The 20,586-nt window shown below is 27.9% G+C and carries 19 protein-coding genes; all 19 read left to right on the top strand.

Going from position 1 to position 20,586, the window contains the following annotated elements:
* Positions 1-5 precede the first annotated feature (5 nt).
* The 19 genes from ACIQ06_RS05745 (at position 6) to ACIQ06_RS05655 (ending at position 20,586) form a co-directional block, all read left to right on the top strand.
* Entirely contained in the window at positions 6-887 is an 882-nt protein-coding gene (locus ACIQ06_RS05745; RefSeq protein WP_396144356.1) for a carboxypeptidase-like regulatory domain-containing protein, read from the top strand.
* Positions 887-1,762 carry a carboxypeptidase-like regulatory domain-containing protein gene (locus ACIQ06_RS05740; protein ID WP_396144354.1) on the top strand — a complete coding sequence of 292 codons (876 nt, stop codon included), beginning with the start codon at positions 887-889 and terminating at the stop codon, positions 1,760-1,762. The genes ACIQ06_RS05745 and ACIQ06_RS05740 overlap by 1 nt, the downstream gene beginning before the upstream one ends.
* Positions 1,763-1,804: 42 nt before the next feature.
* Positions 1,805-3,493 carry a DUF6909 family protein gene (locus tag ACIQ06_RS05735; RefSeq protein WP_396144352.1) on the top strand — a complete coding sequence of 563 codons (1,689 nt, stop codon included), beginning with the start codon at positions 1,805-1,807 and terminating at the stop codon, positions 3,491-3,493.
* 9 nt (positions 3,494-3,502) lie between these two features.
* Positions 3,503-4,498 carry a hypothetical protein gene (locus ACIQ06_RS05730; protein ID WP_396144350.1) on the top strand — a complete coding sequence of 332 codons (996 nt, stop codon included), beginning with the start codon at positions 3,503-3,505 and terminating at the stop codon, positions 4,496-4,498.
* A 98-nt stretch (positions 4,499-4,596) separates the two neighbouring features.
* Positions 4,597-5,457, top strand: a complete 861-nt coding sequence (gene rfbA / locus ACIQ06_RS05725) for a glucose-1-phosphate thymidylyltransferase RfbA (protein WP_396144347.1) — start codon at positions 4,597-4,599, stop codon at positions 5,455-5,457.
* Between the two features lie 79 nt (positions 5,458-5,536).
* Complete coding sequence (gene rfbC, locus ACIQ06_RS05720; protein WP_396144344.1) at positions 5,537-6,088, top strand: dTDP-4-dehydrorhamnose 3,5-epimerase; 552 nt, start codon at positions 5,537-5,539, stop codon at positions 6,086-6,088.
* Complete coding sequence (rfbD, locus tag ACIQ06_RS05715; RefSeq protein WP_396144342.1) at positions 6,082-6,981, top strand: dTDP-4-dehydrorhamnose reductase; 900 nt, start codon at positions 6,082-6,084, stop codon at positions 6,979-6,981. Before rfbC ends, rfbD begins: the two co-directional genes overlap by 7 nt.
* Before the next feature lie 91 nt (positions 6,982-7,072).
* Complete coding sequence (locus tag ACIQ06_RS05710; RefSeq protein ID WP_396144340.1) at positions 7,073-9,019, top strand: OstA-like protein; 1,947 nt, start codon at positions 7,073-7,075, stop codon at positions 9,017-9,019.
* Positions 9,006-10,358 (top strand): hypothetical protein, encoded by a 1,353-nt coding sequence (locus ACIQ06_RS05705; RefSeq protein ID WP_396144337.1) that lies wholly within the window; start codon positions 9,006-9,008, stop codon positions 10,356-10,358. The genes ACIQ06_RS05710 and ACIQ06_RS05705 overlap by 14 nt, the downstream gene beginning before the upstream one ends.
* A 20-nt stretch (positions 10,359-10,378) precedes the next feature.
* A complete protein-coding gene (locus ACIQ06_RS05700; RefSeq protein WP_396144334.1) occupies positions 10,379-11,212 on the top strand; it encodes an FkbM family methyltransferase in 834 nt (277 codons plus the stop codon).
* Positions 11,213-11,228: 16 nt separating this feature from the next.
* Complete coding sequence (locus ACIQ06_RS05695; RefSeq protein ID WP_396144332.1) at positions 11,229-12,017, top strand: class I SAM-dependent methyltransferase; 789 nt, start codon at positions 11,229-11,231, stop codon at positions 12,015-12,017.
* Entirely contained in the window at positions 12,014-13,243 is a 1,230-nt protein-coding gene (locus ACIQ06_RS05690; RefSeq protein ID WP_396144330.1) for a glycosyltransferase, read from the top strand. The genes ACIQ06_RS05695 and ACIQ06_RS05690 overlap by 4 nt, the downstream gene beginning before the upstream one ends.
* Positions 13,233-14,015: a glycosyltransferase family 2 protein gene (locus ACIQ06_RS05685; protein ID WP_396144328.1), complete on the top strand. Its 783-nt coding sequence runs from the start codon at positions 13,233-13,235 to the stop codon at positions 14,013-14,015. Before ACIQ06_RS05690 ends, ACIQ06_RS05685 begins: the two co-directional genes overlap by 11 nt.
* A 2-nt stretch (positions 14,016-14,017) precedes the next feature.
* On the top strand, positions 14,018-15,271 hold the full coding sequence (locus tag ACIQ06_RS05680; protein ID WP_396144325.1) for an O-antigen ligase family protein: 1,254 nt from the start codon (positions 14,018-14,020) through the stop codon (positions 15,269-15,271).
* Between the two features lie 148 nt (positions 15,272-15,419).
* Positions 15,420-15,986 carry an acyltransferase gene (locus tag ACIQ06_RS05675; RefSeq protein WP_396144323.1) on the top strand — a complete coding sequence of 189 codons (567 nt, stop codon included), beginning with the start codon at positions 15,420-15,422 and terminating at the stop codon, positions 15,984-15,986.
* Positions 15,986-17,146 carry a glycosyltransferase family 4 protein gene (locus tag ACIQ06_RS05670; RefSeq protein WP_396144321.1) on the top strand — a complete coding sequence of 387 codons (1,161 nt, stop codon included), beginning with the start codon at positions 15,986-15,988 and terminating at the stop codon, positions 17,144-17,146. The genes ACIQ06_RS05675 and ACIQ06_RS05670 overlap by 1 nt, the downstream gene beginning before the upstream one ends.
* Before the next feature lie 71 nt (positions 17,147-17,217).
* Complete coding sequence (locus ACIQ06_RS05665) at positions 17,218-18,327, top strand: DUF1972 domain-containing protein (RefSeq protein ID WP_396144317.1); 1,110 nt, start codon at positions 17,218-17,220, stop codon at positions 18,325-18,327.
* Positions 18,287-19,606 (top strand): O-antigen ligase family protein, encoded by a 1,320-nt coding sequence (locus tag ACIQ06_RS05660; protein WP_396144313.1) that lies wholly within the window; start codon positions 18,287-18,289, stop codon positions 19,604-19,606. Before ACIQ06_RS05665 ends, ACIQ06_RS05660 begins: the two co-directional genes overlap by 41 nt.
* Complete coding sequence (locus ACIQ06_RS05655; RefSeq protein WP_298305063.1) at positions 19,603-20,586, top strand: UDP-glucuronic acid decarboxylase family protein; 984 nt, start codon at positions 19,603-19,605, stop codon at positions 20,584-20,586. Before ACIQ06_RS05660 ends, ACIQ06_RS05655 begins: the two co-directional genes overlap by 4 nt.

The following is a 20,586-nucleotide window of genomic DNA, read 5'->3' as shown; positions in this document are numbered from 1 at the left end:
AATAGATGACAGATAAAAGACTGGTTTGGGTTTTGCTTTTAATTTCACAGTTTACTTTTTCTCAAATTAAAGGCGTCGTAAAAGATAGTTTGACAGGAAATCCTATTCCTTATGTAAATATTTGGGTTGAAAACGAAAATATTGGAACTACATCTGAAGAAGACGGAACATTTGAATTAAAAACTTCAAAAGAAAAAAAACTTGTTTTTTCGGTGCTTGGTTTTGAAACTAAGATTTGTAAATTATCTGAAACATCCGAAATTATTCTAAATCCGACTGTATATCAGTTAGATAACGTAGAAATAACTAAACTTAAAAACACTAAAGAATTAGAAATTGGTGATTCCAAAAAAATTCACCACAAACATTTATCTGGAGATAAGCCATGGATTTACGGCAAGTTATTTACTTACGAACCAAAATATTCTGAAACACCCTATTTAAAAAACATAGTGTTTTTATCAGATAGTGAAAAAAAAGACGCAAAATTAAAAATCAGAATATTTCAACTAAAAGACTCTTTACCTGATGAAGATATGTTATTCGAAGACGTCTTTGTTACGGTTAAAAAAGGAATGAGAAAAAACGTCGTAGATATTTCAAAATATAAAATTAAAATGCCAAACAATGGAATTATCATTGGTTTGGAATGGCTTATCATAGAAGAAAACAAATATCTTTACGAATATACTTATAACAAAACAAAACAGAGTACTGTAAATTACGCACCTTCTTTAGTTATTAATTATTCAGAAGTAGAAAATTCCTTCCGATATTCGGGAGGAAGATGGATAAAATCAAAAATTAATAAAATCAAAATTAAAGAAACAAAACCGTGGGATAATAAAGTTATGGTGCCTGCAATAAACCTCATTTTAACCAATTAATGAATAAAATTTACCTTTTACTTATACTAATGTCTGGTTCTCTTTCAGCTCAAATCAAAGGAGTAGTAAAAGATAGTTTGACAGGAAATCCTATTCCTTATGTAAACATTTGGGTAGAAAACGAGAATATTGGTGCAAGCTCAGAAGAAAACGGAACTTTTGAAATTTATACTTCAGAAAAGAGTAAAAACTTAATATTTTCTGCTATTGGCTTTGAGAAAAAAATTATTAAAATCTCAGAAAGTAAAGAAGTAAAACTAAAATCGGTAGAATATTTACTAGATGAAATTGTGCTTTCTAATAGTAAAGAAACCAAACAAATTGAAATAGGCAAAACCAAAAATTCGATTTCACAAGCTTTTGATAATGGTCCTAAAATTGTTGCTAAATTCTTTCCTTATAAATTGTCCTATAAAGCAACAAAATACATAAAAAAAGTTACTGTTTTAACCGATAGCAAAATAGAAAACGCCACGATAAAATTACATTTTTATGCTGTTGATTCTTTAGGTTTTCCATCAAAAGAGTTATTAAAAAAAGATTTGATACTAACTGTGAAAAAAGGTGTAAACAATCATGCTTTTGATATTTCATATTTGAATCTTACTATGCCAAAATCAGGACTTTTTGTTGGCTTTGAAAAATTACTAATTGAGAAAAATAAACTTGAAACAACAATTACAGATTTTAATTCGAATACAACAAAAACCCAAAAAAAATATTACCCATTCTTACTATATAATTTTGTTGAAAAAGATTTTCAATTTGAATATTCTGGCGGAAAATGGAGCAAACAACAAAAATTCAATCTCGATGGTTCAGTGAGTAAAATGATGATAAATGAGCCGGCAATTAACCTTATCCTAACCAACTAAAGCATAAAATCAGTATATTTGCAGGTTAGAAAATAAAATTTAATGAAAGAAATTAAAAACATTTCGCGCTCAAGAGCGCAAGAATCGTCGGCAGCTATCGAACGATTGTACATTACCATGAGACATTTATTCAACAGAGGTTTTTATAAACCAATGGGTATCTCAGGAGAAACTTTAAGAGAAGCTTTATTAGAGCTTCGACCAGAAATTTACGGAAGTATTGCAGAAGAAAAAGTAGAACTTAACGGTTTACTTTATGTAATAGAAAGACTTCCAGTAGGAATTGAAGAATGCCGTTACATCAACTTAACTTCAGATGAAGGGTATTCAAAATCGCATTTTCAAGCCATTGTTCCACCAAAACGTAGAAGAAATTGCTACCGTATTGATGAAGAACAAATGAATGTAGAAATTACACGTGGCCGTTCCGATATTTATGATATTTTGACGCATTTGACTTTCATTTTCATCGAATCTCACAAAATTAAAGACAGAGTTTTAATTGATGAAGAAGGAAGAATTTCACGTGATTGGCAAAAATTAGAACAAGCCGCTTTACAAACCAAAAAATTAACTCAAATTGAAAAAGAGAAAGCCATTTCTCACGCAGCAAATGTGTTGGGAAGAACGTTTGTCGAGGTTTTAGATATTTATGATTCTTTTGGAACCAAAGAAAAACCAGACAGATTTCTTCACGTAATTTACTGGTTAGGAAAACTTGCCATTGAAGAAGTGGTTGACAATAACAAAAGAACAATTACTTTCAGTCCAATTTTGAGAGAACGTCTTGGACACCACATTCATGGTGAAATATGGGCAACCAATATCAAAGAAGTTTTAAAAGAAAATAATTTGCTAGGAAGACCAATTCATATTATTAGTGCAAACATGCACAGTGTTATGAATTCGATTTTTGCAACGCATGTTCTAGGACCAAAATTCAAAGGCAAATCAGATTTTGATATTTTTGAAGAATTGAGTCGTCAAGGAGCGCATGATGTTCGTGATAAAGTAGAAGAATTTGCAATTAAACACGGAATGATTTCGCTTCCAGATCAATCTGGAACTAATATTGACGTTCAAATATTTGATACCTCAAAAATCGATTGGATAAAATCGGCATTTCCAAATGCAAAAGTCGGAAAAGATAATCCGGTGATTATTGTAATGGATTATGCTTTTGGAGAACAAGCTTACGAAACTATTGACGAATTATTAAAACCATACAAAAACGGAAAAGAGAAAACATTATTAAATGTTGAATCGGTTTCCATTATGGGTAAAGCAGGAATTCTAGAAGGTGGAAAAGGTGATATTATGATTCCAAATGCTCATATTAATGAAGGAACAGCAGACAATTATTTCTTCGAAAATGAATTAACTGCTGAAATGCTTGAAGGAAACGGAATTCCAGTATTCGCTGGACCAATGATTACAGTTCTTGGAACATCACTTCAAAATAAAGATTTATTGAAATTTTTCCACGAGTCAACTTGGAGCGTAATTGGTCTAGAAATGGAAGGTGCTTATTATCAAAAAGCGATTCAATCGGCATCTAAAATTAGGAAAAGTATAAATCCAAACGTAAAAGTTCGTTATGCTTATTATGCCTCAGATAATCCATTAGAAACAGGAAGTACATTAGCTTCTGGAGGACTTGGAACAACAGGAGTAAAACCAACGTATTTAATTACAATCAAAATATTAGAACAAATTTTCAACGTAAAATAACATATTTCTATGAGTACAAATTCTCAAAATAACGACAATCAAGAAATTGATTTATCTGAAATTTCAAAAAAAATTGGTGGATTATATGACGCTGTTTTAAGGTCAATTTTTAATGTGATTTTGTTTTTTAAAAGAAAAGCCTTAATCCTAGGATTATTATTTATAATTGGAGCTGTACTAGGTTTCTTTTTAGATTCAAATAAAAATTATAATAGTCAAATAATTGTTGCGCCAAGTGGAGGAGTTGATTATTTATACTCAAAAATAAATCTGATTAAATCAAGATTATCTGAAAAAGACGAGAAATTTTTTAAAAGTATTGGAATCACCAATTCAGATAAAATTCAAAATATAAAAATTGAACCAATTGTTGATCTTTATAATTTTGTAAATAATAATACTGCAATAGCTTCAAATGCTCAAAACACTCAAAACTTTGAAGTAATAAAATTACTTGCAGAAAGTAATGATATTAATAAAGTAATTGAAGATGAACTTACTAGTAAAAACTATCCATACCATTCTTTACTTATATCATCAAACGGTAGAATAGAATCAGATGATATTATTAAACCTTTATTAAAATATTTGAATACTGATGATTACATGAATCAGATTTCAAAAATTAATAAGGAGAATATATTAATAAAAATGAAGAAGAACGAAGAAGAAATCGTTCAGATAGATTCGCTTATTAGTGTAATATCTAAAAACATATCTAAAAACAACAAAGGTAATAATCTAATATACAACAATGAAAACAGCGAGATAAACGGAATGTTTGAGTTAAAAAACAAACTAATTAGTGAAATTGCTTCTCAAAAAATACAATTAGTTAAAATTGATACATTTATAAAAGATGTTAGTATAACGCCAAATGTTATAAATAATAAAGGAACAAATGGAAAGATGAAATTGATTTTACCGATACTATTTATTTCTTTATTTGTGCTTATTTATCTATTTCTAGCTTTTTATAAAAATCAGTTAACTAAAACAAAATAGGAATTTATGAAATCGTCATTAATATCAAGTTTGTGCAACAAACATCAATAAATAAAGGCGATAGCATACACGACCAATGATAAATAAAATTTAAACATATGAAAGGAATTATCTTAGCTGGAGGTTCAGGAACTAGATTACACCCATTGACTCTTGCTGTAAGCAAACAGTTAATGCCTATTTATGATAAACCAATGATTTACTATCCACTTTCAACGCTTATGTGGGCAGGAATTAATGAAATACTTATCATTTCAACACCACACGATTTGCCTTTATTTAGACAATTATTAGGCGATGGAAAAAAATTTGGTTGTCGTTTTGAATATGCTGTTCAAGAAAACCCGAATGGTCTTGCAGAAGCATTTATTATTGGAAAAGAATTTATAGGAAATGATAAAGCAGCACTTATTCTTGGAGATAATATTTTTTACGGAACAGGTTTAGCCGAATTATTACAAGCTAATAGCAATCCTGATGGTGGAATTATTTATGCTTATCACGTTCATGATCCAGAAAGATATGGAGTGGTTGATTTTGATAAAGAAGGAAACGTTCTTTCAATAGAAGAAAAACCCGAAAAACCAAAATCAAATTACGCAGTTCCTGGAATTTATTTTTATGACAATTCCATTATTGAAGTGGCGGCTAATATAAAACCAAGTCATCGAGGTGAACTTGAAATAACTGATGTTAATAAAGAATATTTAAAAAGAGGAAATCTAAAAGTTAGTATTCTCGATAGAGGAACCGCGTGGTTAGACACAGGAACTTTTCAATCATTAATGCAAGCCGGACAGTTTGTACAAGTAATTGAAGAGCGCCAAGGATTGAAAATTGGAGCAATAGAAGAAGCGGCATACAAAATGGGATTTATAGATGCTAAACAATTAAAAGAACTCGCAACACCATTATTGAAAAGCGGTTACGGTTTACATTTAATGAGTTTATTAGAATAATAAAATTAATTTAAGTTTAAATGAAGTTTGATTTTTTAGAAATTGACTTTGATTTTTGCTATTGAAATTGCTATTGAACATGATTTTTACAGAAACAAAACTCAAAGGTTGTTTTATTATAGAACCAAAAATCATAAAAGACGAAAGAGGTTTTTTTATGGAAAGTTTTAATGAACAAACTTTTGAAAAAGGTATTGGAGAAAATGTACATTTTGTTCAAGATAATCAATCCTATTCTTCGAGAGGAGTACTAAGAGGATTGCATTATCAAACAGGTGAACATGCTCAGGCAAAACTAGTTAGAGTTTTAAATGGAGAAGTACTTGATGTTGCCGTAGATATAAGACCAGATTCTGAAACGTTTGGACAGTATATTGCTATTTTACTTTCAGGGGATAACCAAAAACAGTTTTTTATTCCTAGAGGATTTGCTCATGGATTTTTGGTTTTGAGTGAAAAAGCCAACTTTTTTTATAAATGCGATAATTTTTATAACAAAGAAAGCGAAGGCGGAATAAAATATAACGATTCAGATATCAATATTGATTGGCAATTTGATGTTGATGAGCTAATTATATCTGAGAAAGACCAAAAGCTTCCCAATTTAAAAAACGCTAAAAAAGTATGGTAGTTTTAGTAACAGGAGCAAACGGACAACTAGGACAAGCGTTACAATCTATTTCAGGAAATCATCCGGAAATAGATTTTGTTTTTTGTGACTCAACTCGTTTAGATATCACGGATTTAAACAATATTAAACAAAGTTTTAAACAAATTAAACCACATTATTGCATAAACTCAGCAGCCTATACAGCAGTTGATAAAGCAGAAAGTGAACCAGAAAAAGCACAATTAATAAATGTTAAAGGAGCAGAAAATCTAGCTGAGGTTTGCAAAGAATATGATTCTATTTTACTTCATGTCTCTACTGATTTTGTTTTCGATGGAAGCAACAAAATAGCTTATAAAGAGGAAGATTCACCAAATCCAACAGGAGTTTATGGTTTGACAAAATTACAAGGAGAAAAAGCGATTCAAGAAACATTTGATAATTATTTTATTATAAGAACCTCTTGGGTTTATTCGCAATTCGCAAATAACTTCATGAAAACCATGCTCCGACTAGCTTCTGAAAGAGATAGTTTATCAGTAGTAAATGACCAAATAGGTACTCCAACAAACGCAGTAGATTTAGCCGAAGTTTTGATTTCAATGATTTGTCACACTGAGCGCAGTCGAAGTGCCTACCTACAACCTACAACTTCCAACTGTCAGACTGAGCCTGTCGAAGTCTTCGGAATCTACAACTTCTCAAACGAAGGAAAATGTTCATGGTATGATTTTGCTAAGGAAATATTTGAAATTAATAATATCAATATAAATTTAAACCCAATTCCAACAACAAGTTTTCCTACACCAGCAAAACGCCCAGCTTTTAGTGTTTTAGATAAAACTAAAATAAAAAAGGTTTTTCAAGTTGAAATTAAGGATTGGAAAGAAAGTTTAAGAACATGTAAAATTTAAATTTTATTTAGGAGTTTATCAATTCATAAAATATAATTTTACCAACAAAATAGTACTTTTGAAAAAGACGATATTTATACTGAGTTTTCTAATGATGAACATTGCATTTGTATTTGCCCAAAAAGCAAAAACAATTGTTATTGAACATACTGATTACTCAGACATTAATCAATATGAAGTTCCAGACGCTGTACTTTTAACAGGTAATGTGAGACTTAGTCATGATGGAGCAACAATGACTTGCAACAAAGCCTATTACTATCAGAAAGAAAACTACATAAAAGCATTTGGAGATGTTCAAATGGTACAAGGCGACACACTTTATTTAAACAGTAAATATGCCGAGTATAATGGAAATATCAAAAAAGCATTTGCGGCAGGAAATGTGGTTATGACTTCACCAGAGTCAACAATGACAACCGATACTATTCACTTTGACCGAAATACTCAAGAAGCTTATTTTAATTCAAACGGAACCATTGTAAATAAAAATAACACTTTAAAAAGTAAAGCAGGACGTTATTATTTAAAGGAAAAAAAATACCAATTTTTATCTGCTGTTGAGTTAAAAAACCCAGAATATACTATAAAGACAAATCATTTAGATTACAAAACAACCCAAGGCAATTCCGATTTAAAAGGACCATCAACTATTGTTAGTAAAGAAACCTTTATTTACACAGAAAACGGACATTATAACAGCAAGAACAATACAGGACATTTTCTCCAAAAATCGTATATAAAATACAAAGACAGATTGATAGAAGGAGACAGTTTATATTACGATAGAAAAATCGAATATGCCTCAGGAACTAATAATGTAAAAATTACAGATTCCATTAATAAAGCTATCATCAAAGGACATTATGGCGAAGTTTTTAAACAAAAGGATTCTGTTTACATGACTAAGCACGCTTCAATACGCTATAAAGTTGAAAACGATTCTATGTTTGTTCACGCTAAAAAGTTGTATTTAACCGGGAAAACAGGCGAACGAATTGTCAGAGGACAAAAAAACGTTAGATTTTTCAAAACAGATTTAAGCGGTAAATGTGACTCTATTCATTCCGACCAAAAGAGAGCTTTAACACAACTTATTGGAAAACCAATTCTTTGGAATTTTGAAAACCAACTAACAGGAGATGTAATGCATTTGATAGGTGACAATAAAACAGAAAAATTAGATTCGCTTAAAGTGTTAAACAATACTTTTATTATTTCAAAAGATACTATTGGTGATGGTTTTAACCAGATAAAAGGTTTAAATCTTTATGGAAAATTTTTAGAAAATAAGCTTCATGAAGTCGATGTCATTAAAAATACGGAGGTTGTTTATTACATGCGAAATGACAAAAACGAACTCATAGGTATCAACAAAAACGTTAGTAGCAAGATTAATATGATAATGGATGATAAAAGTAAAGTAGAAACAATTACTTTTTTCAATAATGTAGATGGTGATATTTATCCAGAAAAAGATTTACCCGAAAACGCAAGAAAACTTCGAGGTTTTGTATGGCGAGGCGACGAACGAATAAAGACAAAAGAAGATATTTTTCCAGAAGATGAGGTGGAATTGGATAAAAAAATTGTAGAAGTGAGTAGGGCAAAATTTGAAGAACAAAACAACAAACAAGAAGCAGCTGATATCAATCAAATAATTTCTAAGTTAATGCCAAATGTAAACTCAGTTGGAAATGATTTTATGAGTAATTTAGAAACAATAGAAGAAAAAAATAATTTTTTAAAAGTAACTGGATGGGCATTTTTTAAAAATCAATCACCAAACAAGACAAGGATTATTTTATTGTTACTAAAAGATGGAGTTGCAACAAAATTTAAAGTTCAAAGAGTACCCAGATTCGATGTGACTACCTATTTTAAATTAGATTATAATGTTGATAATTGTGGATATGGAGCAACTTTTGATAGTTCAAATTTAAAAAAAGGCACCTATCAATTAGTAGTATACCTAAAAGATGAAGAAACAAATAAAGAAGGACTATTGATAACGGGTAAAAAAATTGAAAAGAAATAATGCCAAAGCAACAAATAAAAATCAAATATTGAAAACAAAAGTTCATAAACAACTCATATACAGCGTTTTATTTAAATTCATTTCGATGGTTTTGGTTTTTTTAACCACTTCATTTGTAAATAAATATTTAGGTGAAAATGAATATGGTTTATGGGCAGCAATTTATTCTTTTATTTCTTGGGTTTATTTGTTAGATTTTGGTTTTGCAAATGTAATTAAAACTAAACTTCCTGTTAAAATTTTAGAAAAAAAAGAAAATGAAACAAACGAATTAGTAACGACGATTTATGTTGGAGTGGGTATTATAGCTTTAACAATAATTATAATTTTTTGTATATTAAATTTTATAAGCACACCTTCAGAATTTTTTAATGTTAAAGCAAGTTCAATAAATTTTAATTTTTTGTTATCTATAAACCTACTTTTTTCAATTTTAATTCTTATAATTGGTAATCACAAATCATTATTTGTTGGTGTATTAAAAACTCACTTAGTGGAGTTTTCACTAATGTTAATTCAATTATTAATATTTGCTTCTATATTTACTATAAGTAGATTTAATATTCTTTTATTTGAGTCAAAAATTATAAATGTTTCAATTGTATATGGGTTTGTAAATGTTTTTGTTGGAATAATTTTTACTTTTTACTTTTTTAAAAAACATAATAATATTAAAATTTCATTTAAGTATTTTAATTTTTCAGTTTTAAAAGAAAACATCGGTTTGGGGTTAAATTTTTTTATTATACAGGTTTGCATGATAATAATATATTCAACGGACCATTTTTTAATTTTGAAATATTTTGGAAGTAAAGAAGTTGGTCAGTTTGATATTGTATTTAAGCTTTTTCAGGTTCCAATGCTACTTATAACTGCTGGTTTGTCACCTTTTTGGTCTATTTTTTCAAAAGCTTATGCAGAAAAAAAATATTTATGGATTAAGAAAGTGTTTTATATTTATAATTTTTCATTTATTTTATTTATAATTGGAATGTTTATTTTGAACTATATGTTAAATGACATTATCATTTTTTGGATTGATAAGCAAATAATTTTTTCAAATACATTATTGATATCATTATCTATTTATATTACTCTTATATCGTACGCTTCTATATATAGTTTTTTTTTAAATGGAGTAAACAAAATCAATCTTTCAATGCGCATAATTGTTTTTCAAGCTATTGTAAATTTACCAATATGCTTGTTGTTAATTAAAAAAGGTTATGGGATAGAAGGAGTAATTATTGGAAATTGTTTATGTATATTGCCGGCGTCAGTAATGACACCTTTACAATCTTTTTGTATTATAAATAAAAAGATTAAAGCGAGAGTATAAATAAAAAAGAAAGAAACACTATGAAAAATCTCGATTGGATAAAAAAAATAGGAAAATCACTTCCTCCCGAAATCATTCAATTAATTAAAAGGAAATTACGTTTATATAAAAGCCGGGAAGTCGAAAGTTTAATTAATATTCCAAGATATACTAAAACTACTTTCAATTTAAATGGATTTGAAATAACAATCCCAGATAGCGCTTCATTTATGTTTATGCATAAAGAGATTTTTATTGATGAAATATATCGATTTAAAACCACAAATTCAAATCCAATTATTATTGATGGTGGTGCTAATATCGGATTAGCAACGATTTACTTAAAATCATTACATCCTAATTCTAAAATAATAGCCTTTGAGCCGGATTCTAAAATTTATAAAATTTTAGAAAGTAACATAAAATCGTTTAACTTTACGAATGTCGAATTAGTAAATAAAGGATTATGGAACGCAACAAAAACTTTATTTTTTAAATCTGAAGGAGCTGACGGTGGATTAGTCGCTGATATTGACAATACTACAGAATCAACAGAATCAATTAATGTAGTTTCACTTAAACCCTATTTACAAAAACCTATCGATTTTTTGAAATTAGATATTGAAGGGTCTGAAACATTGGTTTTGAAAGACATAGAGGATGATTTAATTAATGTCGATAAAATTTTTGTTGAATATCACTCATTTGTTAATCAACCTCAGTCTTTGAATGAAGTAATAAATATTCTCACAAAAGCCGGTTTTAGACTTTATATGTCAATACCAGGAAATAACGCTCTAAAATCTCCATTAATGGGATTAAATGAATACAACAATATGGATTTTCAACTAAATATTTTTGGATATAAAGAATAATAATAATTTTAAAAGCATGAAATTACTTAACCTTGGATGCGGTTCAACATATCATAAAAATTGGATAAACATAGATTTTATATCTAACTGTAAAGATGTTATTGGTCATAATTTACTAAAAGGAATTCCTTTAAAAAATGATTCAGTGGATGTTGTTTATCATTCACATGTTTTAGAACATTTTTCAAAAAAAGATGGAGAAAAATTTATTAAAGAATGCTGCCGAGTTTTAAATACAAATGGAATTATCAGAATTGCAATTCCAGATCTTGAAACAATTGCAAAAGAGTATTTAATAAATCTTGAAAGAGCTTCAAATGGAGATATGAATGCTAAACAGAACTATGAATGGATCAAATTAGAACTTTTAGATCAAATGGTTCGTAATGAAAGTGGTGGATTGATGAAAGACTATTTATTGCAACCAAAATTACCAAATGAGGAATATGTTTTTAATAGAATTGGATATGAAGGAACAATTATTAGAGATAAAATTGTGAACGCTCAAAACATTAAACCAAAAAAAATAAGTATTAGTAGGATTAAAAAAATATTTAAAAAATTACTAAGTAAGTTTTCATTAGATTATAAAATAGGTCAATTCAGACTTGGAGGTGAAATTCATCAATGGATGTATGATAGATATTCACTAAGTTTATTATTAATATCAAATGGTTTTGGAGAAGTAAAAATTTGTTCTGCTTTTGAAAGTGATATTCCTAATTGGCAAACCTATAGTTTAGACGTAATTGATGGGAAAATAAGAAAACCAGATTCTTTATTTATAGAAGCAAAAAAAATATGAATTTATTAATTATAAGCACTTCAGATATCGGAGGTGCAGCCAATGCTTGTTTTAGACTTCATAACGCGCTTTTAGATGAAAAAATTAATTCTAAAGTAATAGTTAGTAAAAAACAAAAAAATTATCGAAACACATTTTTGTTTAAAAACAATATTATTAACACATTTATATTAAAAACAATATCATTTTTAAAGTATAAAATAAAATTAAGAAAGCGTTCAAAAGAGCTAGAGTTATTTAGTTTTCCAGATTCTAATTTTGATATTACAAAGTCAGAACTTTATAAGGATGCAACTATTATTAACTTACATTGGGTTGCAAGATTCTTAGATTTTAATTTTTTTAAAAAAAACAAAAAGCCAGTAATTTGGACTTTACATGATATGAATCCATTTACTGGTGGAGAACATTATGATGAAGAATATCTAGGAATTGATGAGTTTGGTTTTCCAATTAAAAGAATACTATCTAAAAGTGAAAAAAAATTGTTTAAAAAAATTATTTCATATAAGAAAAAATGCATAGATAAAATTGAAAATTTAACCATTGTTGCACCTTCCGAGTGGCTAGCAAATGAAGCAAGAAAAAGCAAAGTTTTTGGGAGTAAGCCTATTTATTGTATTCCTTATGGCCTTGATTCTGAAATATTTTCCCCAAAAGACAGACAAAAATCAAGAGATTTATTGAAAATACCTCAAGATAAAAAAGTTTTACTATTTGTAGCAGATTCAATTTTAAATAGTAGAAAAGGATTTATTTATTTAAAAAAAGCTTTAGAACAAATTGAAGATCCCAATGTTATACTTTGTGCTATCGGCAAAAATCAGATTAATTTTAAATCAACAAATAATATAATAGAACTGGGGTCAATTAATAATGATGAATTGTTAAGTCATGTATATTCATCAGCAGATGTTTTTATTATTCCTTCATTGATGGATAATTTACCCAATACAGTTTTAGAATCGTTATTTTGTAGTACACCTGTAATAGGTTTCCCTATTGGTGGAATTCCCGAAATGATTCAAGATGGTGTAAATGGATATTTGACAGAAGACGTGAGTGTTCAATCTCTAACAAAAACAATTCAAAATTTTTTAGATAATCCTAATTTTTTTGATAAAAAGCAGATAAGAGAAAACGCCGTAAATAAATACGATCAAACTATTCAAGCCAAAAAATATATAGAATTATTTAAAAAAATTGCCAAAAAAAATGATACCTAAATTATCTATAATTATTGCGACATATAATTCTGAAAAAACGTTAGAAAAAACGTTAGAATCTTTGTTATTTCAAACTTATTTTGATTTTGAAGTTATAATAATAGATGGGCTTTCAAATGATAGAACATTGTCAATTGTTAATAACTTTGAGAAATTATTCATAAGCAAAAACATTTCCTTTATTTGGATTTCAGAAAAAGATAAAGGAATATATGATGCCTGGAATAAAGGTCTAAGTATAGCAAAATCTAATTGGATTTCTTTTTTAGGATCAGACGACATCTATTATCCAGATGCTTTAGAAAATTACATTATTGAAATAGATAAGCATAAAAATATAAATTATATTTGTAGTAAGGTTGAATATGTTAATGAGAAAAGAAAAGTATTAAAAGTGTTAAAAAATCCATATAATCATAATCAAATGATTCGATATATGAATATAGCTCATGTTGGTTCTTTTCATCATAAAAAGTTGTTTGAAACTTTTGGAAATTTTGATATAAATTATAAAATTGTTGGAGACTATGATTTTTTCATGAGATGTAGTGAAAATATAAATGCAGGTTATATAAACAAAATCACTGCTCAAATGCTAAATTCAGGAGTTAGTAACGCTAACTTTATAAAGCCTTTAAATGAAGTTTTAGCAATTCAATTAAAATATAAAAAAACATCAATTTTTCAAATATATTTCGAGTACTTTTTCGCAATTATAAGAATTTTTATAAATAAATCTAAAACACACATAGCAGAGAGGTTATATCGTTAACAATGAAAATAAATGCTGAAAAATTTTACACCTACATTTTTATAATTGTTTTTTTATTGCAATTGTATGTTTCTTCATTTAGAATTAATATTTTCTTTCAATTATTTGTATTGGCTACCTTTTTTTTCATAGAAAAAGTTACAATTTCGTATAAATTTTATAAAATCTTAGTTCCTATAATAATAATTATTCTTATTGGATTTATAGGTATGATTTTTAATAAATACAACTTATATAATATTATTAAAGACATTTTTCACTTTATAAGACCATTAATAGCAATCTTTCTAGGTTATTTATTTTATAAAAGAATTAATAATTTTAGACTATTTATAAAAACAATTATAATTATTGGATTTATATCTTCATTATTTCATTATTACATAATTTTTTTCGTAAATAGTGGTTTTAGCAACGTTAGTAGTTTACGCGAAAATTCAAGAGACAATGTTTTAGAATTATTTGCTTTATTTTTTTTTAGTTTTTATAAAAAGTTTCAAAACGAAGAGTTATTTAAAAATATATTCATCAAAAAAATAGTTTACTATAGTCTTTTACTTTCTTGTGTCCTTTATTTTTCAAGAACAATGATTTTGATGTCAATTGTTTTATTGTTAACCGTATATGGTTATACTATTTTAACCAAAAGGGCTTTAAAAATATTTAGTTTTTTATTAATTTTTCTTGTTGGATTTTACATATTTTTATTTTCAATTAATATTCAAAGAAATAAAAAGGGAATAGAATCATTTTTATATAAAGTAAAAGTTGCGCCAGCAGAGGTTTTTAAAACTAAAATAGATAGAGAAGATCATACTGATTTATGGGATCATTGGAGAGGATATGAAGCAAAATGTGCGTTTGAATTATTAAATAATAATAAATCAGGATATATTATTGGATGTGGATATGGTTCATTAGTAAATTTAAAATTTTTTGCACCTTTATCGGATGATGATAAAGGAATGAAATATATATCAGAATTGCATAATGGGTATGTTTTTATGTTGTATAAAACAGGTTTTTTCGGATTATTTTTATATCTATTTTTTTTATACAATCTTTATAAAAAAATATATTACAGAAGAAGTTTTGAGAAAGTATTCATATCGGGTATCGCTCTTTCTATTATGTTAGCTTCAATTGTAATTGGAAGTATTTTTAATGGTAATCCTACTATGATGATTTTACTAGGTGCTTTAGTGTTTTTCGATGAAAAAAATGCGTCAGAACTAAAGTTTAAAAAAATAAAATAATTTTAAATGAAAATTTATAATAAATAACCTTAGAAATATGCTAAAAACAATATTTCAAAAACTTCTCAACAAATCGGGAAAAAATTATGAAATTGATAGTAGAATACCTAATCTGCTAATATTTTATACTCTTTCAAATAGATTTTTTATGTTAATAAGAGGTTTTTTAAAAACGGGCAAAAAAGTCTTTATTGGAAGCAATACTAAAATTTATAATTCAAAAAATATTGTCTTTGGTCACAGTGTCACTATTGGTAAATTGTGTGAGATTGACGCTTTTTCCTCAGAAAATATTAAATTAGGCAATTGTGTAAAAATTGGTTCTTTTTCAACATTGACATCAACTAGTCATTTATCTAAATATGGTAAAGGCTTAATTATGGGAAACAATTCCGCAATAGGTGATTATACTCATTTTGGCGCTTCAGGAGGAATAAAAATTGGAAACGACGTGATTATGGGATCTTATATAAGTTTTCACTCAGAAAACCATAATTTTAATGATTCTTCAAAACTAATAAGAGAACAAGGTGTAACATCAAAAGGAATTGTTTTAGGAAACAACATTTGGGTTGGTGCAAAAGTGACTTTTCTTGACGGATGTAAGGTTGGTAACAATTCTGTGGTTGCAGCAGGCGCAGTAGTTAAAGGTGTTTTTCCAGACAATGTAGTTATTGGTGGTGTTCCTGCAAGAATTTTAAAGAATATAGAATAATGAAAAATATTCTTTTCATACATCAATCAGCCGAACTTTATGGTTCAGATAAAACATTACTTTTGTTATTAAAACATCTCGATAAAACAAAGTTTAATCCTGTTGTTATCATTCCATTTGAAGGTCCGTTAAAAACAGAACTTGAAAAAGAAAATATAAAAGTTGTTATTGCTCCTGTTTTAAAATTGTATCGAAAAATGTTTTCACCAAAAAACATAATTAAATTTTTCAGAGAGATAAAAAGTAGTTTTTCAACATTAAATATACTTCATAAAGAGCATCAATTTGAAATTATATATTCTAATACACTTGCGGTTTTATTAGGAATATTTTATGCGCAAAAAACAAAAATAAAACATATTTGGCATGTGCATGAAATTATTGAATCGCCTAAAATATTTACAAAAGCATTCAATTTTCTTTTAGCGCTTAATAGTAATACTAAAATAATTTACAATTCTGTAGCAACTGGAAATTTCTGGGATATAAATGATAAAATTAAATTTAAATCCCAAGTAATCTGGAATGGATTAGAACTTCCAAATTATTATTTATCACAAGTAGAAGTAAATAAAACCAAAAAAGAGCTTTTTCAAGCAAATTCGAATGATCTTGTAATAGGACTTATTGGTAGAATAAGCAGATGGAAAGGACAACAAGTTTTACTAAGAGCTTTTCATATTGTTAATAAAACTCATAAGAATATTAAATTAGTTTATGTTGGATCACCACCACTAAATCAAGAAGGATTTTTAGAAAATCTATACCAAGAAATAAATAATTTAAGCCTCAATAATTTTGTAAAAGTTGTGCCATTTCAAAACGATATAAATTTGGTATGGCAAAGTATAGATATTGCGGTTGTTCCTTCTACTGAACCAGAACCATTCGGATTAGTTGCAGTAGAAGCAATGTTAGCAAAAAAACCTGTTATTGGATCTAATCATGGAGGTTTAACAGAAATAATTATAAATGACGAAACGGGTTTTTTGGTTGAACCAAACAATGTTGAAGCGCTTTCTGAAGCAATTTGTAAATTAATAGATAATTCTGAGTTGCGAAAAAGTTTTGGAGAAAAAGGATATCAAAGATCCATCAAAGAGTTTTCAGTAGACAAATACGTTCAAAGTTTTGAAACTGTTTTTTCTGAAATGTTATAAAAACAAACCAAATCTATTTTTAAAAACATTACTAAATTTCCCTATTTTTGCCCACGAAAAGAAGTAATTAAATGAAAATAGCCATTTTAGGGACAAGAGGAATTCCAAATCATTACGGAGGTTTTGAACAATTTGCTGAATTTTTTTCGGTTTATCTTGTAGAAAAAGGACATGAAGTATATTGCTACAACTCTCATAATCACAAATTTCAAGAAAAAACTTTTCATGGCGTAAATATCATTCATCAACATGATCCTGAGTATAAATATGGAACTTTCGGTCAATTTATTTATGACTACAATTGCATCATGGATTCTCGAAAGCGAGATTTTGATATTATTCTTCAATTAGGATATACAAGTAATTCTATTTGGTTTTTTCTTCTTCCAAAAAAGCCAATCATTATTACAAATATGGACGGTTTAGAGTGGAAAAGAACTAAGTATTCAAAACCAGTTCAACAATTTTTAAAATTTGCCGAAAGACTTGCAGCAATTTCAAGTGATTATTTAGTTTCAGATTCAATTGGAATTGAAAAATTTTTGAAGAAAAAATACAAAAAAGAATCAACCTATATTGCCTATGGAGCTTATCCATTTGATTCACCTAATGAAAATTTTCTAAAAGAATATAATGTTGAAAAGCAAAATTTCAACATGATTATGGCGCGCTTTGAACCCGAAAACAATCTTGATATGGTTCTAGAAGGTGTTGCTCAATCTAATGATAAAACACCAATTTTAGTCATAGGAAAACACGAAACAAAATATGGAGAATATTTAAAAAATAAATTTAAAAGCTTCGACAACATTAGATTTCTGGGAGGAATTTATAATCTGGAGCATTTAAATAATCTTCGTTATTTTTCTAAATTGTATTTTCATGGTCATTCCGTTGGCGGAACCAATCCATCTCTTTTAGAAGCTATGGCTTCGCAAGCATTAGTTATTGCTCACAATAACGATTTCAATAAAGGAATCTTAAAAGAAAATGGAATCTATTTTTCTAATCCTTCTGAAGTCAAAAATATTTTAGAATCTGTCAAAAAAATTGATAACTTGCAGAAAGTTCAAAATAACTATCAAGCAATAATTAAAGATTTTAATTGGGAGAAAATAAATGGTCAATATTTACAACTTTTTGAAGAGTGTTATTCAAGACATAAAACAAGAAAGCAATAAGAATAGTTCTTTTATTTTCACCTTAGTATTACTTGTTACTATTCCATTTTCATTAGCGGTAAACAATATTGCATTAGTACTATTAATTTTATCGGTTCTTATAAATTTCAATAAGACCAATTTCAATAAAAATCTAATTTTTTTCTTTCCAATAGTATTGTTTTTATGGATGTCTGTATCCAATTTTTGGAGTATTGATAAGCACGAAACTTTAAAAGCTATTCCAAAAGGAATTACTTTACTATTACTGCCATTGGTGTTCATGAAAGTACAAATTTCCAAAACAGAAAAAGAAAAACTTTTGAAATATTATAGCTTTTCAATGGTATTGATTGTAGTTTTTTTCCTTTTAAGAGCAATAATTAGATATTTAATAAGTAAAGACACACGGAGCTTTTTCTACCATGGAGAAAACGATGATGATTATGGATTAGTACCGAATCTATTAAATGCAATTCATGTTTCAGTTTTTGTTGCATTAGCGTTTTTTTATTTTTTCACAAAAGAAATTAAATCTAAAATTGATATAGCACTCTCATTACTTCTCGCAGGATTTATTGTTTTACTTTCTTCCAAAAATATAATTCTAGTTATTGTTGTTTTAATTTTAGTTTACTTTTTCTACTATTCAAAAGCATCTCACAAAATGAGATTAAGAAATCTAATAATTTTTATAGGGATTATTTCGATCGGACTGTCTTTTGGTAAGATTAAACAACGTTTTCAAGAGGAGTTTAGAAATAATACACCAAATAATATAAGTACAAATGTTTCAGCAACTCTAGAAAATGGTGTGCACAATACCAGTATCTATGAAGCATGGAACAATGAAAAGTTTTCTCCTAATGATTATTTTCCAGGAACTGCTTTAAGAGTTTATCAAGCAAGAATGTTTTTTGAACTTTTGAAAGAAGAATCAATTTTCCTTAAAGGATTTGGTTTAAATGCTTCCGAAATTAAATTATTAGAAAAAGAAAAGAAATATAATCTACATAATGGATATGGAAGATTTAACTTTCACAATCAATACATCCAGAATTTTGCCGAAATTGGTGTAGTTGGATTTCTACTTTTAGTCATTATGCTGTTTCAAACATTAAAAAAAGCAATAAATAACAAAGATTTTATGCATTTTTCTTTTGCAGTTCTAATGATAAGTTTATTTTTGACAGAATCTTTTCTTTGCAGGCAAAGAGGCGTTGTATTTTTTACATTATTATTTTGTATTTTCAATTCAATAAGCCCCAAAGAGTCAATAAATATAGAACCAAAATTATGAAAAGAATATTAATAACAGGAGCGGCAGGTTTTTTAGGATCACATCTTTGTGATCGTTTTATCAAAGAAGGATACTTTGTTATCGGAATGGATAACCTGATTACTGGAGATTTAAAAAACATTGAACATTTATTCAAACTTGAAAATTTTGAATTTTACCATCACGATGTAACTAAATTCGTTCATGTTCCTGGAAAATTAGATTATATTCTTCATTTTGCATCTCCGGCATCTCCAATTGATTACTTAAAAATTCCTATTCAAACACTTAAAGTTGGATCTTTAGGTACACATAATCTTTTAGGATTGGCGAGAGTAAAAAAAGCTAGAATTCTTATCGCATCAACTTCAGAAATATATGGAGATCCATTAGTTCATCCACAAACAGAAGAATATTATGGAAATGTAAACACCATTGGTCCAAGAGGTGTTTATGATGAAGCGAAACGTTTTCAGGAATCAATAACAATGGCTTACCATACTTTTCATGGTGTGGAAACAAGAATAGTTAGAATTTTTAACACTTATGGACCAAGAATGCGACTAAATGATGGACGTGTAATTCCAGCTTTTATCGGACAAGCTTTACGTGGTGAAGATTTAACTATTTTTGGTGACGGAAGTCAAACACGATCTTTTTGCTATGTTACCGACCAAGTTGAAGGAATTTTCAGACTATTACATTCAGATTATATTTATCCTGTGAATATTGGTAATCCAGATGAAATCACAATTAAAGATTTTGCTGATGAGATTATTAAACTAACCGGAACTGAACAAAAAGTTGTTTATCATCCATTACCAATAAACGATCCTCTACAACGTCAACCAGACACCACTAAAGCTAGAGAAATTCTAGGCTGGGAAGCTAAAGTAAATAGAGAAGAAGGTATGAAATTGACATATGATTATTTCAAATCTTTATCATCGGAAGAATTACTAAAAGAAGAACACAAAGATTTCAAAGGTTACATCCATTAA

Origin of the sequence: Flavobacterium sp., assembly GCF_044341265.1 — a bacterium.
Classification (GTDB): Bacteria; Bacteroidota; Bacteroidia; order Flavobacteriales; family Flavobacteriaceae; genus Flavobacterium.
The sequence above is the reverse complement of the archived record's forward strand: the minus strand, read 5'-3'. Positions and strand labels throughout refer to the sequence as shown.

What these genes read in the sequence shown, in the direction of transcription:
- ACIQ06_RS05745 (WP_396144356.1), top strand. Translation starts at nt 6, where the DNA reads ATGACAGATAAAAGACTGGTTTGGGTTTTGCTTTTAATTTCACAGTTT.
- ACIQ06_RS05740 (WP_396144354.1), top strand. Translation starts at nt 887, where the DNA reads ATGAATAAAATTTACCTTTTACTTATACTAATGTCTGGTTCTCTTTCA.
- ACIQ06_RS05735 (WP_396144352.1), top strand. Translation starts at nt 1,805, where the DNA reads ATGAAAGAAATTAAAAACATTTCGCGCTCAAGAGCGCAAGAATCGTCG.
- ACIQ06_RS05730 (WP_396144350.1), top strand. Translation starts at nt 3,503, where the DNA reads ATGAGTACAAATTCTCAAAATAACGACAATCAAGAAATTGATTTATCT.
- rfbA (WP_396144347.1), top strand. Translation starts at nt 4,597, where the DNA reads ATGAAAGGAATTATCTTAGCTGGAGGTTCAGGAACTAGATTACACCCA.
- rfbC (WP_396144344.1), top strand. Translation starts at nt 5,537, where the DNA reads ATGATTTTTACAGAAACAAAACTCAAAGGTTGTTTTATTATAGAACCA.
- rfbD (WP_396144342.1), top strand. Translation starts at nt 6,082, where the DNA reads ATGGTAGTTTTAGTAACAGGAGCAAACGGACAACTAGGACAAGCGTTA.
- ACIQ06_RS05710 (WP_396144340.1), top strand. Translation starts at nt 7,073, where the DNA reads ATGATGAACATTGCATTTGTATTTGCCCAAAAAGCAAAAACAATTGTT.
- ACIQ06_RS05700 (WP_396144334.1), top strand. Translation starts at nt 10,379, where the DNA reads ATGAAAAATCTCGATTGGATAAAAAAAATAGGAAAATCACTTCCTCCC.
- ACIQ06_RS05695 (WP_396144332.1), top strand. Translation starts at nt 11,229, where the DNA reads ATGAAATTACTTAACCTTGGATGCGGTTCAACATATCATAAAAATTGG.
- ACIQ06_RS05690 (WP_396144330.1), top strand. Translation starts at nt 12,014, where the DNA reads ATGAATTTATTAATTATAAGCACTTCAGATATCGGAGGTGCAGCCAAT.
- ACIQ06_RS05685 (WP_396144328.1), top strand. Translation starts at nt 13,233, where the DNA reads ATGATACCTAAATTATCTATAATTATTGCGACATATAATTCTGAAAAA.
- ACIQ06_RS05680 (WP_396144325.1), top strand. Translation starts at nt 14,018, where the DNA reads ATGAAAATAAATGCTGAAAAATTTTACACCTACATTTTTATAATTGTT.
- ACIQ06_RS05675 (WP_396144323.1), top strand. Translation starts at nt 15,420, where the DNA reads ATGTTAATAAGAGGTTTTTTAAAAACGGGCAAAAAAGTCTTTATTGGA.
- ACIQ06_RS05670 (WP_396144321.1), top strand. Translation starts at nt 15,986, where the DNA reads ATGAAAAATATTCTTTTCATACATCAATCAGCCGAACTTTATGGTTCA.
- ACIQ06_RS05665 (WP_396144317.1), top strand. Translation starts at nt 17,218, where the DNA reads ATGAAAATAGCCATTTTAGGGACAAGAGGAATTCCAAATCATTACGGA.
- ACIQ06_RS05655 (WP_298305063.1), top strand. Translation starts at nt 19,603, where the DNA reads ATGAAAAGAATATTAATAACAGGAGCGGCAGGTTTTTTAGGATCACAT.